15 protein-coding genes are annotated in these 15,853 nt (G+C 35.5%); 5 read left to right on the forward strand and 10 right to left on the reverse strand.

Annotated elements, in window-relative coordinates; translation table 11 throughout:
* The first annotated feature begins 48 nt into the window (after positions 1–48).
* Both AC806_RS10560 and AC806_RS10565 read left to right on the forward strand, forming a co-directional pair.
* Complete coding sequence (locus AC806_RS10560) at positions 49–729, forward strand: IS6-like element IS1216 family transposase (RefSeq protein ID WP_002331383.1); 681 nt, start codon at positions 49–51, stop codon at positions 727–729.
* Between the two features lie 303 nt (positions 730–1,032).
* A complete protein-coding gene (locus tag AC806_RS10565) occupies positions 1,033–1,248 on the forward strand; it encodes a hypothetical protein (RefSeq protein ID WP_041591858.1) in 216 nt (71 codons plus the stop codon).
* A gap of 140 nt (positions 1,249–1,388) precedes the next feature.
* On the opposite strand, the gene AC806_RS10570 is transcribed toward AC806_RS10565, so the two are convergent.
* The 3 genes from AC806_RS10570 to AC806_RS10580 form a co-directional block, all read right to left on the reverse strand.
* Complete coding sequence (locus AC806_RS10570; RefSeq protein WP_014125725.1) at positions 1,389–2,021, reverse strand: SdpI family protein; 633 nt, start codon at positions 2,019–2,021, stop codon at positions 1,389–1,391.
* Positions 2,011–2,289 (reverse strand): autorepressor SdpR family transcription factor, encoded by a 279-nt coding sequence (locus tag AC806_RS10575; RefSeq protein ID WP_041591859.1) that lies wholly within the window; start codon positions 2,287–2,289, stop codon positions 2,011–2,013. Before AC806_RS10575 ends, AC806_RS10570 begins: the two co-directional genes overlap by 11 nt.
* A gap of 357 nt (positions 2,290–2,646) precedes the next feature.
* Entirely contained in the window at positions 2,647–3,753 is a 1,107-nt protein-coding gene (locus tag AC806_RS10580; RefSeq protein WP_069029288.1) for an IS4 family transposase, read from the reverse strand.
* Positions 3,754–3,907: 154 nt separating this feature from the next.
* On the opposite strand from AC806_RS10580, the gene AC806_RS10585 reads away from it, so the two are divergent.
* Entirely contained in the window at positions 3,908–4,939 is a 1,032-nt protein-coding gene (locus AC806_RS10585; protein WP_069029289.1) for a D-alanine--D-alanine ligase family protein, read from the forward strand.
* Between the two features lie 429 nt (positions 4,940–5,368).
* Here AC806_RS10585 and AC806_RS10590 read toward each other — a convergent pair whose 3' ends face one another.
* Together AC806_RS10590 and AC806_RS10595 are read right to left on the reverse strand one after the other, a co-directional pair.
* On the reverse strand, positions 5,369–6,196 hold the full coding sequence (locus tag AC806_RS10590; protein WP_014125729.1) for an exodeoxyribonuclease III: 828 nt from the start codon (positions 6,194–6,196) through the stop codon (positions 5,369–5,371).
* Between the two features lie 89 nt (positions 6,197–6,285).
* Positions 6,286–7,539 (reverse strand): AI-2E family transporter, encoded by a 1,254-nt coding sequence (locus AC806_RS10595; protein ID WP_061841234.1) that lies wholly within the window; start codon positions 7,537–7,539, stop codon positions 6,286–6,288.
* Positions 7,540–7,729: 190 nt separating this feature from the next.
* Between AC806_RS10595 and AC806_RS10600 the strand changes: the two genes are divergently transcribed.
* Entirely contained in the window at positions 7,730–9,148 is a 1,419-nt protein-coding gene (locus tag AC806_RS10600; protein WP_069029290.1) for an anion permease, read from the forward strand.
* A 5-nt stretch (positions 9,149–9,153) separates the two neighbouring features.
* Here the strand turns inward: AC806_RS10600 and AC806_RS10605 are convergent, their stop codons facing one another.
* The 5 genes from AC806_RS10605 to yghU form a co-directional block, all read right to left on the reverse strand.
* Entirely contained in the window at positions 9,154–9,978 is an 825-nt protein-coding gene (locus AC806_RS10605; RefSeq protein WP_061841236.1) for a Cof-type HAD-IIB family hydrolase, read from the reverse strand.
* Between the two features lie 109 nt (positions 9,979–10,087).
* Complete coding sequence (locus AC806_RS10610) at positions 10,088–11,221, reverse strand: aminotransferase class I/II-fold pyridoxal phosphate-dependent enzyme (protein WP_069029291.1); 1,134 nt, start codon at positions 11,219–11,221, stop codon at positions 10,088–10,090.
* 24 nt (positions 11,222–11,245) lie between these two features.
* Positions 11,246–11,980 (reverse strand): amino acid ABC transporter ATP-binding protein, encoded by a 735-nt coding sequence (locus AC806_RS10615; protein WP_069029292.1) that lies wholly within the window; start codon positions 11,978–11,980, stop codon positions 11,246–11,248.
* Positions 11,981–11,992: 12 nt separating this feature from the next.
* Positions 11,993–13,492 carry an ABC transporter substrate-binding protein/permease gene (locus AC806_RS10620; RefSeq protein WP_069029293.1) on the reverse strand — a complete coding sequence of 500 codons (1,500 nt, stop codon included), beginning with the start codon at positions 13,490–13,492 and terminating at the stop codon, positions 11,993–11,995.
* A gap of 212 nt (positions 13,493–13,704) precedes the next feature.
* On the reverse strand, positions 13,705–14,490 hold the full coding sequence (gene yghU, locus AC806_RS10625; protein ID WP_069029294.1) for a glutathione-dependent disulfide-bond oxidoreductase: 786 nt from the start codon (positions 14,488–14,490) through the stop codon (positions 13,705–13,707).
* A gap of 203 nt (positions 14,491–14,693) precedes the next feature.
* Here yghU and AC806_RS10630 point away from each other — a divergent pair, with 203 nt between their 5' ends.
* Positions 14,694–15,797, forward strand: a complete 1,104-nt coding sequence (locus tag AC806_RS10630) for a 5-methyltetrahydropteroyltriglutamate--homocysteine S-methyltransferase (protein WP_069029295.1) — start codon at positions 14,694–14,696, stop codon at positions 15,795–15,797.
* The last annotated feature ends 56 nt before the right edge of the window (positions 15,798–15,853 follow it).

Genomic DNA, 15,853 nt, shown 5'->3' on the forward strand with positions numbered 1-15,853 from the left:
CTATCAGATAAGGTAGAATAATAGAAAAAGATAGCAGGAGGAATGACGATGAGTCATTTTAAAGGAAAGCAATTTCAGCAGGATGTGATTATTGTAGCCGTGGGCTACTATCTTCGTTATAACCTTAGCTATCGTGAAGTTCAAGAAATCTTATATGATCGTGGCATTAACGTTTCTCATACGACGATTTATCGTTGGGTGCAAGAATATGGCAAACTACTCTATCAAATTTGGAAAAAGAAAAATAAAAAATCCTTTTATTCATGGAAAATGGATGAAACGTACATCAAAATTAAAGGAAAATGGCATTATTTGTATCGAGCCATCGATGCAGATGGTTTAACCTTGGATATTTGGTTACGTAAAAAACGGGACACACAAGCAGCCTATGCTTTTCTTAAGCGGTTAGTGAAGCAGTTTGATGAACCGAAGGTTGTAGTCACAGATAAAGCCCCCTCTATTACAAGTGCCTTTAAGAAACTAAAAGAATACGGCTTTTATCAAGGGACAGAACATCGTACCATTAAATACCTGAATAATTTGATTGAACAAGACCATCGTCCAGTAAAGAGACGCAATAAATTCTATCGAAGTTTACGCACTGCCTCTACCACGATTAAAGGCATGGAAGCCATTCGAGGATTATATAAGAAAACCCGAAAAGAAGGCACTCTCTTCGGGTTTTCGGTCTGTACTGAAATCAAGGTATTATTGGGAATCCCAGCTTAAATCATAGATACCGTAAGGGGTTTTATTCTTTATTTAAAACTTTGCAACAGAACCGAATTAAAGTTAAAGGGCTCTCAAGAATTTATTGATAAAGAAAAGGAAGCTTTTTTACAAAAATTACCTGAGCTAATTGAGCTGCAAACAGCTCAACCAGTTGATTCTGATACATCCATTTCTGATACCGAAATAAAAGCTGAAAAAGATTTTTCTGCTGGAGAAAAAGAAAATGTCTTTGTATATGAATCAATTGTAGAATTCCTAAATTCTCATGACTTCTCTACTCAAAAAGAAATGGTCTTGGGAATGGCGTATTTCATTGATTGCGTACAACAAGACTCTCCAGTTATTACAGGAAAGATTAACGCATTATTTGACGAAGCTCGCCAAAAGAAACCTAATACTTCAGATAATTTAAATAAACTGGTAAAAAGCGGCGATTTAATGCCTATAAGTGGTAACAAAGGTAGTTATAAACTTAGCAAACAAGGTATGGATACAGTTGACCAAAGACATAAATAATAATAAAAACTCCATAAAAATCCGTGTATGTTTGTTGTTAACAAATTCAAACATACGCGGATTTTTTAACTTTTATTGATCAATAGGTTTAAATGCTGTCATTGAATAATTTTCTGATTTTTATTCAGTTTACATAGATTTTAGATTTCTTTTTTAAATAACGCAAAAGAAAATAAAACAGGTAAGATAATAACCATAGCGATAATCGCTATTAATAGCCAAATCTGTTGTAAAAATGCATTTAAAATGAATAATAAACCACCTAAAATGTATAGCCAGCTAGCCATTTGATTCGTACGATTCCAATTTTCTTTACTATTTAATGTCCAAGCAAGTTTGATCCCGACACTATAATTTTGTTTTACCTTGTGCAGATAGTTTCCTAAAACAATAAACACAAGACCAACAAGTAAGTTAACCAGCAAACCGACATTTAAATTATAACCCAATGCAGTCACATATGTTGCTAAAAAAACAGCAGAGGAAACTAAAGGAATAATCCATAAGACGGCTTTAAATATTTTATCATTAATATTCTTTTTCTTAGGATCATAACTTGTCAGTAGAAAAACTAACCACTGGATAAAAAGCATTAAAAAAGGTAGACCCAAAACAGTCATAGCTTTGCTGCTCCATCCATCAGGAGCGTTATTTGCGCCAAAATGGGTCGCTATTTGTTCTGGTAGCTCCCCCCACAGTATCAATCCGATAATTAATGGAAATAAAATAATCAAGCTTGTAATAGTCATTGTACTTTTGTATTCACTCTTCATTCTTTCGACTCCCCTCTAACTCGATCAACCACGACATTAATTCTTCCAAAATAGATGTATTTAGATCATAGTAAATAAAATTTTTTTCTTTTTCTTCCCAGACAAGACCTGCTTTTTTTAAAATATTCAAATGATAAGAAACAGTAGCAGCTGTCATATCAAAATGACGGGAGATCTCTCCAGCCGATAAACGCCCATCTTTTAACATTTGTAGAATTTCTCTTCTCACAGGATCCGAAAGCGCCTTAAAACTAGCTTCAAAACTCATTTGTTTAGCTCCAATCAACTATTTAGAAAAATATCTAATTAGATTCTTTTCTAAAGAGTAACTTTAATTTATCGCTTTGTCAATCTATTCCCTTAAAAAATAAATAGAAGTTCATAAAAAATCCGAGTACGTTTGAATCTGTTAAAGACCCAAAAAGCGTTTGCTCTGATTGATTAAAAAGTATAAAATACAGTTTATATCACTAGTGGTGCATTAATATAATCAGAATATTCAGATTTTAACTTTTTCTAAAAAATGACAAAAAAATCAAATGCTTACGCAAGGGATGACTTTTCCAGAAAAAATTTTTTCATTATTTATCTGAATACTGTTGCAACGACGACAAATGCTATTTCGTCACGTAGGAACGAGTAATACCCACAATTCTTCAAAAGGTTGAAAAAGCAGATGTTTTAATAGGCGCTTGATTTGGAACGGGGATTTCTTACTTCCTGTCTCTACTTTGAGTAAATACGTCAATAGACTGGCAATCATGGCGAGAATGATTTGATTGCTTACCCCTTTTTCACTGTATGAAAATAGCTTTTTAATCGTCATATGTTGCTTGATATGCTTAAAAAATAGTTCAATTTGCCATCTCGCTTTGTACATGTCGGCCACTTCTTGGGCGGTCACATCAAAACGGTTGGTGACAAAGCGTAATTGTTTTCCTTTTTCATCCTGAATCGTGACCAAGCGAAACGGGGAAGTGAAATAAACCTGAGTGCCTAACACTACCATTTGGTCACGCAAAATGTTTTTACTCTGAGAAGGTTCATAAGTTTCTAGGACATGAACTTTGGCGTTTTTCTTCACTCTTGTGACGAAAAAGTAGCCGTCAGCTTCCATCTCGTCCAGTCGCTCGTAATCAATATAGCCACGATCAAAGATATAGGTCGCTTCCGGTTGATTGACAAAAACTTCTAAGTGATTGTCATCATGTTCTACCGCATTCGTGACTTCAAACTGATCCGGATACAAGTGTTCTTTATCCATAAAACAGAGTTTTAAGTGCAGTTTGATCCCCGCTTTGGTTGAGCGAAAGTCCGCCCAAGGGTACCGAGTGGTATTTAACGGAAAGGTGGAAGAATCCACGAGATAGAGTGCGTTTCGTTTGGTCACCGGTATTTTTGACCGTACTTTCTCCAGTAATTGGGCGAAGATCGCCCACAAAATTTCGTCATCCATCTGGGCGAGCTCACGGGAAAGCTGCGAATGACTAATCGAATCTAACGCCATGGTCTGTTGTAGATCAGGCGAAACAAACGCTGTATCTATTTCACGTAAACTTTCGCACTCATTGTCGATGCCATAGAGAAACACTTTCAAAAAGTGTTCAAAATCAAACTTTTTATGATACTTGTCGGCTTGCGAAATTTTCTCACGAATAGAAAAAGGTAAATTTTTGAAATTTATGTTCGAAAGCCATTTATTAAAAGCTGAAATTGTTTTATACTTATCCATGTTGTTGTCCTTTGTATTGGTCTTGGATAAGTCATCCAAGCTCAGTATAAAGGATTTTTTTATGGATGGAAATAGTGTGAAACATAATGAGTGAATTTAAAATGTTTCATGCACCACTAGTGAGTTTATATAAGCTCGAGAGGAGATAGAAAAGATGGATATCGTGGTACTTGCAGGCGGTTTGAGTTATGAAAGAGACGTGTCTTTATCTTCAGGTGGAAAAATAGCAACAGCTTTAGAAGAAAAAGGTCATAGCGTTTTACTGTTAGATATTTATTTAGGCATGGATGCAAATAATTTCGAAGAAGCCTTACAAAAGCAAACAAAAAATAATAAAAACAGAGACTATTCTATTGGTAAAAAAGAACCAGCTTTAGAAAATTTAACTAAGTTCAGTCAACAACAAAACGACTTAGTTGGAAATAATGTCATTTCTATTTGTAAAAGTGCTGATTTTTGCTTTTTAGCATTACATGGCGGTATTGGCGAAAATGGAAAACTACAAGCCCTTTTTGATATTTATAATATTAAGTATTCAGGCAGTGATTATAAGAGTAGTTTATTAGCGATGGATAAAGAAGTTTCAAAAAAATTGATGGTATCAAATCATATATTAACGCCTAATTGGGAAATGATCGATTCATTCTATCAAAGAAAAATTTCTGCTCCTTGCGTAGTAAAGCCGATTGATAATGGTTCAAGTATTGGCGTAGAAATGTTAGAAGAAGATACTCATTTAGATGAAGCAGTAAAAGCAGCTGAAAAGTTTCAAAGTAAAATAATGATTGAAGAAAAAATTACTGGAAGAGAGTTTTCTGTAGGTATTTTAGGTGACTCTGTTTTACCTGTCATTGAAATCATCCCTAAACACGGTTTTTATAACTATGAAAATAAGTATCAAGAAGGTGCAACTACCGAGATTACTCCTGCAGAAATTTCTGAGGAATTAACAAAAAAATTGAGCGATCTAGCCCTTTTAACCCATAATACTTTAGGATTGTCCGTTTATTCTAGAATCGATTTTATGGTAACTTCTGAATTTAAGATCTATTGCATTGAAGCCAACAGTTTACCTGGAATGACACCTACTAGTTTACTTCCACAAGAAGCTGCAGCTCATGGTATTCATTTTTCTGATTTATGTGAGAAAATCGTCCAATTTTCCTTAGATAAATACAATGTATAACTTCTAAAAAAGATAAATAAAACTAGCACTCGATTTCTTGTTAAGTGCTAGTTTTGCTACTTTTTTATAATTTACAATTCAATTGTGCTTTCTAAGGAATGAAAACAAAGGCAATTATTGAAGAAAATAACAATTTAAAATATTTTCATTATAGAAAATATAAAATTAAACATTACTATCGCTTTAATAATTGGTTTAGCATTGCAGAGTTTATTTATTCTCATTAATGTAAAAAAACACAAAAGAAGGGAAATACGCTATACTTCCCTTTACTCTGCCAAAAAAGAAGGTTAGCTCCTTATACTTCCCTTCTTTTTACACAGAAAGAAGGCTTGTTTCTTGTACTTCCCTCCTTTTTATTAAAAATGAAGGGAAGTTTCGGTTACTTCCTTACTTTTTAGCTATATTCTCAAATCTTTCTTATAATTCTTACACATCAACTTCCAAGAAAATAGGTGTATGATCTTGCCGTTTTCCTGAATCGATCATTTCAGAAGTGATTACTTGATTTTTTAAACGGTCACTAACTAAAAAGTAATCAATTCTCCAACCAGAATTATTAATCTTACTTGTTTTTACACGTTGCCCCCACCATGAATAGTGCCCTTCAATATCACCGTGAACATAACGAAATGTATCCGCAAAGCCATTATTTAATAATGTTGTAAAATTAGTGCGTTCTTCATCTGTAAATCCGGCGGAAAAATGGTTCCGATCGGGATGGGCCAAATCAATTTCTGTGTGAGCCACATTGTAATCACCAGAAGCAATCACCGGTTTTTGTTCATCCAAAGCGACTAGATATTCTCTATATTTTTCATCCCAAGCTTCTCGTTTTTCTAAGCGATCTAAATTACCGCCAGCATTTGGCGTATAAACTTGGGTCACAAAACAGTTTGGAAATTCCAATGTGATAATGCGACCCTCTTGATCCATGGTATCGGGAGCTCCGATTTCTGGAAAAGTAATCGTTGGTTCAAGCATATTTTTATATAAAAACATCGTGCCAGCATAAGACTTACGGGCAGGTTCTTCTGAGCTTCGCCAAGCGATCTCATAATCTGGCAGTCTTTCAGCTAAAATATCTATATGTTTTTGAGTGGGTCCATTAGCAGATAATTTAGTTTCTTGTATAGCAATAACATCTGCATCATACTCAGCGATTGTGTCTAAAACATCTCTTGATAATTGAGCACGATTTGAATCACTTGTTAAAGCAGCGTTTAAAGAATCAATATTCCACGAAATTAATTTCATGATTTTTCTCTCCTGTATATAAAATTTTAAAAAAACTTTATTTACATATCATACTAACACGGGACATCAATTGATTACACTTTGAATCATTATTTATGCTTTTTTTTAGGCTCACTTTTTCGTTCTTCGACTAGTTCTTCCACTAATTTATCTCTAGCCTCATATATATTATCATCGCCAAAATCTGTGATCTCAGACGTATCAATATGGTATCTTCCAGCTACATCGCCGTAATATTTGTTATAACGCAATTTGAATTTTTGGAAAATATAATTGACGATCACACGTAAAATGGCGTAAATAGGAACCCCGAAAACCAGTCCGAATAAGCCTAATAAATCTCCCATAATGAGTAAAATGATAATAATAGTTAATGGATGGATATTTAACTGTCTTCCCATAATATTCGGTTCGACAAAATTGCCTTCCACAAATTGAACCACAATCCATACCACAATTAGTAAAAACACTTCAGTCCATGAAGTAAGTAACGCAATAATAAGTGCTGGAATAAATGTTAAGGTTGGACCAATATAGGGCACAAGGGACAAAATTCCTCCGGCAAGCCCTAGAATACCGCTATAATCTAACCCTATAATCGTAAAGCCGATAAATATCATTACGCCATTTGCCACTGCAATAACCAGTTGTCCTTTGATATATGAACCTACTTTGACATTGATTTCAGTCGCTACACGGATTAAATCTGCCCGCCACTTAGGAGGCGTTACGGCTAATACGCCATTCGTAAACTTTTTGGCGTCTTTTAGTAAGAAAAATAAAATAATAGGCGCAATCACAATGGTCATTACCACGCTTGTAATACTCGTAACGACCGAGGAAAACCGTGTGAGCCCTTCGGATATATAATTTCCTATATCCGCACTGAAGTTATCTACGAATCCTTTTACTTGAGAAATCACATTATCTGCTATTTCGTTGCCAGAAAAATCATCAACAAAAGCTTGGGTAGAATCAATAAAGTTATTTATAAAAAGCGGAAATGTTTCTGTTAAATTGGAAATTTGGCTGTCTAATAAAGGGATAACAAGAACAATGCCTCCTGCTAGAAGTAAAACCACACTCGCAAATAGTATCACGATCCCCCAAACTCTTTTGATCTTATGCCTTTCCATAAAGTCGACCGCCGGATTAAATAAATAATAAAGCAATAAAGCAATAATAATCGGCATAAGAATATTAGAAATGATAACGGCTAATGTTCCAAAGATAAAATCCAACTTGGTCATTGTGATAATAAAAATGCATAATAATAAACCAACAGTAAGGGTGTATAAAACGTTACTTCCCCCAAGAAACTTAATCCAACGCGTATTTTTCATTCTTTGCACTCCTTTTAGTTGAAAACAATCGTTCTTTTTCGCATCATAATTTTAGTATGCTAATATTGTTACTATTTTCAAAAACCATAACATAATAAGTTTATAAATTCATATAAGTTAAATGTAACACGAAAAAGTGTTATATTGATTTTAAAAGGAAAATTTTTGTTTGAAGGAAGGGAGTTTGTCGTTGTTATTGAGTAAAGAGCAATACAAAAAATTTCTATGGCCAGTGCTTGTAGGCGTCATTTTATGGTCTTGCACGCCTTTACGTCCAGAAGCTTTAACTGCTTCGGCATGGCAAATGTTTGCAGTATTTGTCGCTACAATTGTCGGTTGTATTACACAACCTTTACCTATCGGAGCAGTTTCTATTATTGGTTTTGTCGCTGCCACTTTGACAAAGGTAATTGATATTGATACAGCGGTTGCCGGGTTTGGTAATAGTAGTATTTGGTTGATTGCGATGGCGTTTTTTATTTCACGAGGATTTATTAAAACAGGGCTTGGAAAAAGAATCGCCCTTAATTTCGTCTCCTTGTTTGGTAAAAGAACACTGAGACTAGCTTATTCAATTATTGGCGTTGATTTAGTTTTAGCGCCAGCAACACCAAGTAATACAGCACGTGCTGGTGGCGTCGTTTATCCAATTATTAAATCTTTGGCCGACGCGTTTCATTCTAGTCCAAACGATGAAAGCCGCAAAGATATAGGGGCTTTTTTGATGTTTGCAGAATTTCATGGGGATACCATCACTTCAGCTATGTTTTTGACTGCGATGGCTGGAAATCCACTGGCACAAGCATTTGCCAGCGACGCTAACATTAATATTAGTTGGATCACTTGGTTTTTAGCTGCTTTACTTCCAGGTATTGTTTCTCTAATAGTTATCCCTTTTTTAATTTATAAAATATATCCGCCAAAAATCAAAGAAACGCCTAATGCGAAACAATGGGCGGATAAACGGTTAAAAGATATGGGGAAATTTTCTCTGCCAGAAAAAATGATGAGTATCATTTTTATCTTAGCACTTATCTCATGGATGACCAGTAGCCTGACTGGCATAGACGCTACTTTAACAGCCTTTATTGCATTAGCTTTATTATTACTCACAGGCGTTTTAAACTGGCAAGATGTTTTACAAGAAACAGGGGCGTGGAATACGCTAACCTGGTTCTCTGTTTTAGTTATGATGGCCACCCAATTAAATGAGTTAGGATTTATTCCATGGTTTAGTCACTTAATCGTTTCTAATCTAGGCAATATGAATTGGTTCCTTGTTTTATGTTTATTATGTGTGATTTATTTTTATAGCCATTACTTATTTGCTAGCGCAACAGCCCATGTTAGTGCAATGTATGCGGCTTTACTAGGTGTAGCTTTAGCAGCTGATGTCCCGGGGCAACTAGCAGCATTGATGCTTGGATTCTTTGGTAGCTTGGTTAGCTCTACGACCCATTATTCATCAGGACCCGCACCGATTTACTTCGGTTCAAAATTTGTGACCCAATCCGAATGGTGGAAAATGAACTTCATTTTAGGACTCGTTTATATTATCATTTGGCTTGGTGTAGGAACCGCATGGACAAAGGTCATCGGCATTTGGTAAGACTTTTATAAAACATAATCTCGAATCGCTTGAGAAGCGCCATGTTCATTGTTATTACAAGTTATGACATCGGCGCTTTCTTTAACTTTTTGTGGTGCATTGCCCATAGCCACGCCGATCCCGGCCAGGGCTAACATCGGGATATCGTTAAAATTATCTCCAATAGCCATAGTATTAGTTAAAGAAATACCATAATGCTTAACAATTTCATTCAACGCTCTTTCTTTAGAAACTTCTTTTGACGTCAACTCTAAATAGTTATCCTTAGATAAATAAAACGAGCTATGTTTTAATTTCAAACTTTGTAAAAATTCATATAACGCTTGAATGACTTCTGTCTCTTCCACTAATAACAATTTATGAATGGGCACATTTTCTTCTAATAAAAGGGTTTGTAAATTTAGTTTTTTTGGTGTTTCATTGGTAATTGCTGCTTCAATATCAACCCATTTGTCCCGTTTTGCAACAAACCATTGTTTACCAGAATATAAATTGATGGATACTTGAGGAAACTGTTTCTCAATGCCCTCTAAGATTAATTTTACTTCCTCTTGGTCTACCAGATGTTGCTTAATGATTCGATAGCTATTTTTAGTTCCTTCTAAAATAAGTGCCCCATTATAACAAACAATAGGATTCTTTCCTATATCAAGTTCTTCAGTTAAAGGAAACATACCAAGAGGAGACCTTGCGGAAGCTAAAACAAAAGGGATCTCTTTTGCTTTCAAGCGTTGAATATTCTCACTTAAATTTTCATCAACAAGGTGCTGGTCATTCAAAACTGTACCATCGATATCACTCATCACCAGTTGGATTCCAGGAAAATTCATCAATAAAAAACCTTTCTTTTTAAAATACTTTTTTATTTACCTTCATTCCCACTGTAACATGATTAAAAAAACAAAAAAGACAGAAACAAAATTTTTAAAAATCTAGACCCTACTGCTTTAATTTTGCCAAAAAGTCGGAAACGCGCTCCAATCCTGCGATCATTTTTTCTTCAGGTTCACGAGCGTAGCCCATCCGAAAACATTTTTCTAAATCAAATACAAACCCTGGCATTAGTAATACACTTTTTTCTTCAATAATCTTTGCACAAAATTCTTCTGACGATAAATTACTTTCGAAATAAGGCAAAGCAACTGTCCCGCCTTTAAAAGGTGCATAACTTAATTTAGGTTCTCCAGCTAGCCATTTCTTAAATAAGACCGCTCTTTTTTGTGTTATCCCCATATTTCGTTGTTGTACAGCATCTTTGTGTTTTAAGGCAAGGGATGCGACATATTCATCAATACCGCCGTTACTGATCATCGTGTAATCACGATAAATATGTACATCTTGCATAAATTTTGCATCACGACAAGCAATCCAGCCTAAACGAACACCTGCCATCGCAAATGCTTTAGACATACTGCCTAAACTGATGCCTTTTTCGTATAAGTCAGCGACAGAAGCTGAAAAGCCTACATCATGAGTCAGACCTCGATAGGCCTCATCACAAATTAAATAGGAATCATTTACTCTGGCGATTTCTACCATTTTTTCCAACGTTTCATCCGTCATAACATCTCCGGTTGGGTTATTCGGATTGTTAAAGACAACCGCTTTGGTTTGGGGTGTCACCAAAGTAGCTAATTTATTTAAATCAAGTACATACCCGCTTGCTGTTTTTTCCAAAAACACGTAATCCATCTTCGCGCCAATCGATTCTGGCACAGAATAAATTTGTTGATAAGCTGGCAGTATTGCCACTACGTGATCTCCGGGTTCAACGATCGTCACCATGGTAAGGTGAGAAGCCCCTACACCACCATTAGTTGAAATCACCTGTTCTTTTTGTATTGTTTGATACAAACTGGCAATTCCCAAACGATATTCAGGACGTCCTTCAATTGACCCGTAATTTAATTTTAAAGAAAATACATCTTCTTTCACTTTTTCTTCGTCTTCTCCAGTTATTTCCAATAGCTCATTGATAGAAAGCGGCATAATTGATGTGCTTGTCAGATTATAGTCGACCGTTGTTTCATATTTTGACAACCAACGTTCAACGCCAAAGGGTTTAATATACATTCTTTCACTTCTTTCCTTTTATTATTAATGTAATACTTTACTTAAGAAATCAATCGTACGAGGATTTTGCGGGTGATCAAAAAGTTCTATCGGTAATCCTTCTTCCACGATTTTCCCTTCGTCCATGAATAAAACACGATCGCCAACCTCTTTAGCAAATCCCATTTCATGGGTCACAATCACCATTGTCATCCCTTTTTTAGCTAGCTCCTTCATCACCTTCAAAACATCTCCTATCATTTCAGGATCAAGCGCTGAAGTTGGTTCGTCAAATAGCATCACGTCAGGTTCCATCGCCAAAGCACGAGCAATTGCAATCCGCTGTTTTTGTCCTCCTGACAAGGAACTGGGATAGGCTTCTACTTTATCTGCTAGTCCGACTTGTTGCAACAAACGCATGCCATTTTCTTTTGCCGCATCTTCTTTTTTCAATCCGGCCTTGACCGGAGCAAGACAGATATTTTCCATTACCGTTTTATGCGGAAATAAATTAAAAGATTGAAACACCATGCCTAGATTCTCTCTCACTTTAAAAATATCAGTTTTAGGATCGGTTAAATCGATTCCTTCAAATATAATGGATCCTTCTGTCGGTACTTCGAGTAAATTTAAGCAGCGTAAAAAGGTACTCTTTCCTGAGCCAGAAGGTCCTATAACTACGACAACTTCGCCATTTTGAATGGTTGTATTGATACCGTTTAACACTTGGTTTGTGCCAAAAGCTTTGTGTAAATTCACAATTTTCATTAATTCTGTCATATCATTTCCTCCTTAACCTTTCGCCGATCTTTCAAGCCTTTTTTCAAGGAGCGAAACTAGCCATGAAACAAACCACGTGATCATAAAGTATATAACTGCTGCAATAAATAAAGATTCCATTGTCCGATAAGTCGCTGCTTTGACCGTATCAGCCACAAACATTAACTCTGATACAGCGATCACTGAAAGTAAAGATGTTTCTTTAATCATTGAGACAAATTCATTTCCTAAGGCCGGTAAGATATTACGAACTGCTTGTGGCAAAATGATCTCTCTCATGGTAATTCGTCGGTTTAAACCCAAAGAATAGCCAGCTTCCATTTGACCACTATCTACTGCGTTAATCCCGGAACGAATAATTTCAGCAACATAAGCACTGGAATTAATGGCCAATGCAATACATCCTGGAATTAAACGCGCAAGATTGATATCCCAAACATGAATCGCCGGAATTGTCAAAATAGCGGATAGTCCAAAATAGAAAATAAAAACTTGTAGCAAGGCTGGCGTCCCTCGTAATACTTGAATATAGAAAAATGCGATGGTATTGATAAACTTATTGGAAGAAAGGCGCAGCATCGCAACAAAGACTCCCAGTAACGTCCCCACAATCACGCAGACAAGTGCAACGCCAATAGTCGTAGCCGCCCCTTTTAAAAACAAAGGTCCATAGACTTCTAAGGTATTTCGTGAGTCCGTATCTCCTGCTTGCGCCTCTTCAATATTTTTTTCTAATAAATCGTCTATTTCGCCGCTTTCTTGCATCTCAGCGATAATTTGATTGACTTCTGTAATTAGCGCTTGGCTTTCTTTTGGAAAAGCAATCGTTTGCGCTGTTTCCTCTGCTGGCACTTCAATGTCAATATCTGCAATGGTCAAATTCGGGTAGGTATCTAAATAATTACGAGCAGATAAATAACCAACCACCCCTGCATCTACCGTTCCTGCATTGATTTCGGAAATCACTTCAGGCAATTTTCCTAAAGCAACAGGTCGGGCTTCTTCAATATAATCATTTAAAATTGTTTCCTGTGTTGAACCTTTTTGCGCAGCGACTTCCTGACCTGCTAAAGATTCAATAGAGTTAAAAGTATCCTCTTTATCTTTCGTCGTTAAAATCACAAAGGGTAAGTCATGATAACTATCAGAAAAACTAACCACTTCTTCTCTTTCCGGTGTCGGATTAAAACCCGCTAAAGCCATATCGAATTCGCCTTCTTGTACGCTTGGAATTAATCCATCAAATTTCATATTAGTAATTTCTAATTCTACGCCTAGTTCTTCCGCAATCCTTTCGGCCATATCAATATCAAAACCGACAATCTCTTCTTCACCATTATTCATTCGGATATATTCTTTCGGCGGATTATCCGCAGAAGTACCAACAGTTAACGTCCCGCTGTCTAATACATTTTGTAAAGAATTGTCTTCTTGCGCTTGTGCCGATGTTGTAAAAATAAAAAAAATAGATGATAGAAACAATGTCACTCCTATTAAAAATTTATTTTTCATAGGATCCTCCTAGCTTTTTGTTTTTGTATAAATATGCAGATTGTTTAGCATTTATTCTACCATCTTTTAAATAATTTACAATTGAAAAGTTTAATTTTTTTGAATTTTTATGCACCATTTCTATTTTATTACGACAAAAAAAGATTAAATAAGCGTTATGTAAGTAACCACTTATTTAATCTATTCATAGTTGGTTGATTGTATTTTTTTAATTATTTAATCGCTTGATATTCTACGTTTATACCACGTTGAACCCCAGGTCTTTGAGCAATACGATCTGTCCATGCTTTTAAATTTTTATATTCTTTAGCTTTTAAAAACTCGTCAGCATCTCCATATAATTCGCCTTGAACAAGACGTCCGTACCATGGCCAAATAGTCATATCAGCAATCGTATATTCATCACCCATAATAAAATCTTTATTTGCCAAATGTTTATCAAGTAAATCAAGCTGTCTTTTGGTTTCCATTGTATAACGGTCGATTGGATACTCTTGGGCAAATGGTGCATAATAATAAAAGTGTCCAAAACCACCTCCTACAAATGGCGCTGCCCCAGTTTGCCAAAATAGCCAATTCATAAGTTCTGTTCTTTCAGCGAGCGAATGAGGAATGAACTTATCAAATTTATCAGCTAAATACAACATAATAGAAGCTGATTCAAATACTCGAATAGGTTCTTCGTGTGAATAATCCACCATCGCTGGAATTTTAGAATTTGGGTTAATGTTGACAAAATCACTACCAAACTGATCTCCTTCACCAATATTAATTTTATATAGGTCATATTGGGCATCTTTAACGCCAGCTTCTTTTAACTCTTCCAACATAATTGCAACTTTCATCCCGTTCGGTGTCCCTAATGAATAAACTTGTAACGGTTGTTGACCTACCGGAAGTTTTTGTTCAAATCGACTCCCTGCTACTGGTTGATTGCCAAATTGATTTTTCTCATTTTGATGCCATTCCCATACTTTTGGAATTGTATAATCTGACATATTACTCCTCCTTATACTTTTAGTCTATCGACTATTAATTATATTTTAAAGCAAGAAGTTCTTTATAATCAACTTTTTCAAAAGGATACTGATTTTACTTATAATCCTTGATAGTCTTTAGCTATTTTACAGACATCTTCAATTACCATATAATGAATATAATTTACAGATACGATATTGAGAAAAATAAAGGGGTTGTAGCAATGTTAAATATAAAATACGACGTAGTGGGTTCTTTTTTACGTCCTGAAGAAATTAAAATCGCCCGCGCTAATTATTTTAATGATGAAATTAGCTTAGAAGAATTGAGACAAGTAGAAGATCAAGCGATCGCCAATTTGGTGGATCGACAAGTCAGCCATGGCTTAAAGTTTGTAACAGATGGTGAATTTCGACGTAGGTGGTGGCATCTTGATTGGTTAAAAGAATTTGATGGTTTCTCTACAAAGCACTTTGATAAAGTAATCAACGGCGTGAATAATCATATTGAATTGGGATATATAAAAGGAAAAATCTTTTACGATAAAAATAAACATCACCCAGAAATCGCAGCTTGGGACTACCTACATCAATTAGCTAATAAATATGAGGGCATCGAGGCAAAAAAATCTATTTCTGGGCCTAATATGATTTTAGTTGACCATTATCTACAATTAGGGATAAAAGATACACCTTACTATGGCGAAGATATTGATGCGGTGATCGAAGATATTGCGACAGCTTATCAAACTGCTATTCAAGACTTATATGAACATGGTTGTCGTTATTTACAAATTGATGATACGTCATGGACTTATCTAATTGATGATGAATTCATGAAAAAAGTATCTTCACTCGGTTATACCAAAGATGAAATATTGGAATGGTTTAGAAAAGTTTCGACAAAAGCCCTAGAAAATAAGCCTGCTGACATGACGATTGCTACTCATTTCTGTAAGGGAAACTTCAAAGGAAATCCACTATTTGCAGGTTCTTACGACTCAGTGGCGGCAGTGATTAGTACCATCCCTTATGATGGCTTCTTTGTTGAATACGATGATGAACGCTCTGGGTCTTTTGAACCCTGGGCAGTTTTAAAGAAAAGTGACGCTACTTTTGTCGCAGGTTTAATCTCAACGAAAAATCCTCGCCTGGAAACACACGATGAAATTAAAGAGCGTTTCCTAGAAGCCAAATCTGTCGTAGGTGATAATATTGCTTTATCGCCACAATGTGGTTTTGCTTCAGTTGAAGAAGGAAATTCGATTGATGAAGAAGTACAATGGAAAAAAATCGATCTTTTAGTTTCTTGCCAAGATTTTCTATAACTTTATCAGTGTAGGATAAGTCCAATATACTTTTTTGTCAAAAGCTTTTCAATTGT

Source organism: Tetragenococcus halophilus (assembly GCF_001712815.1).
GTDB classification, from domain to species: Bacteria; Bacillota; Bacilli; order Lactobacillales; family Enterococcaceae; genus Tetragenococcus; species Tetragenococcus halophilus.

Coding starts and splice junctions, on each gene's coding strand:
- AC806_RS10595 (WP_061841234.1), bottom strand. CDS start 7,539: ATGAAAAATACGCGTTGGATTAAGTTTCTTGGGGGAAGTAACGTTTTA.
- AC806_RS10615 (WP_069029292.1), bottom strand. CDS start 11,980: ATGACAGAATTAATGAAAATTGTGAATTTACACAAAGCTTTTGGCACA.
- AC806_RS10560 (WP_002331383.1), top strand. CDS start 49: ATGAGTCATTTTAAAGGAAAGCAATTTCAGCAGGATGTGATTATTGTA.
- AC806_RS10605 (WP_061841236.1), bottom strand. CDS start 9,978: ATGAATTTTCCTGGAATCCAACTGGTGATGAGTGATATCGATGGTACA.
- AC806_RS10630 (WP_069029295.1), top strand. CDS start 14,694: ATGTTAAATATAAAATACGACGTAGTGGGTTCTTTTTTACGTCCTGAA.
- AC806_RS10620 (WP_069029293.1), bottom strand. CDS start 13,492: ATGAAAAATAAATTTTTAATAGGAGTGACATTGTTTCTATCATCTATT.
- AC806_RS10610 (WP_069029291.1), bottom strand. CDS start 11,221: ATGTATATTAAACCCTTTGGCGTTGAACGTTGGTTGTCAAAATATGAA.
- AC806_RS10575 (WP_041591859.1), bottom strand. CDS start 2,289: ATGAGTTTTGAAGCTAGTTTTAAGGCGCTTTCGGATCCTGTGAGAAGA.
- AC806_RS10570 (WP_014125725.1), bottom strand. CDS start 2,021: ATGAAGAGTGAATACAAAAGTACAATGACTATTACAAGCTTGATTATT.
- AC806_RS10585 (WP_069029289.1), top strand. CDS start 3,908: ATGGATATCGTGGTACTTGCAGGCGGTTTGAGTTATGAAAGAGACGTG.
- AC806_RS10580 (WP_069029288.1), bottom strand. CDS start 3,753: ATGGATAAGTATAAAACAATTTCAGCTTTTAATAAATGGCTTTCGAAC.
- AC806_RS10565 (WP_041591858.1), top strand. CDS start 1,033: ATGGCGTATTTCATTGATTGCGTACAACAAGACTCTCCAGTTATTACA.
- yghU (WP_069029294.1), bottom strand. CDS start 14,490: ATGTCAGATTATACAATTCCAAAAGTATGGGAATGGCATCAAAATGAG.
- AC806_RS10590 (WP_014125729.1), bottom strand. CDS start 6,196: ATGAAATTAATTTCGTGGAATATTGATTCTTTAAACGCTGCTTTAACA.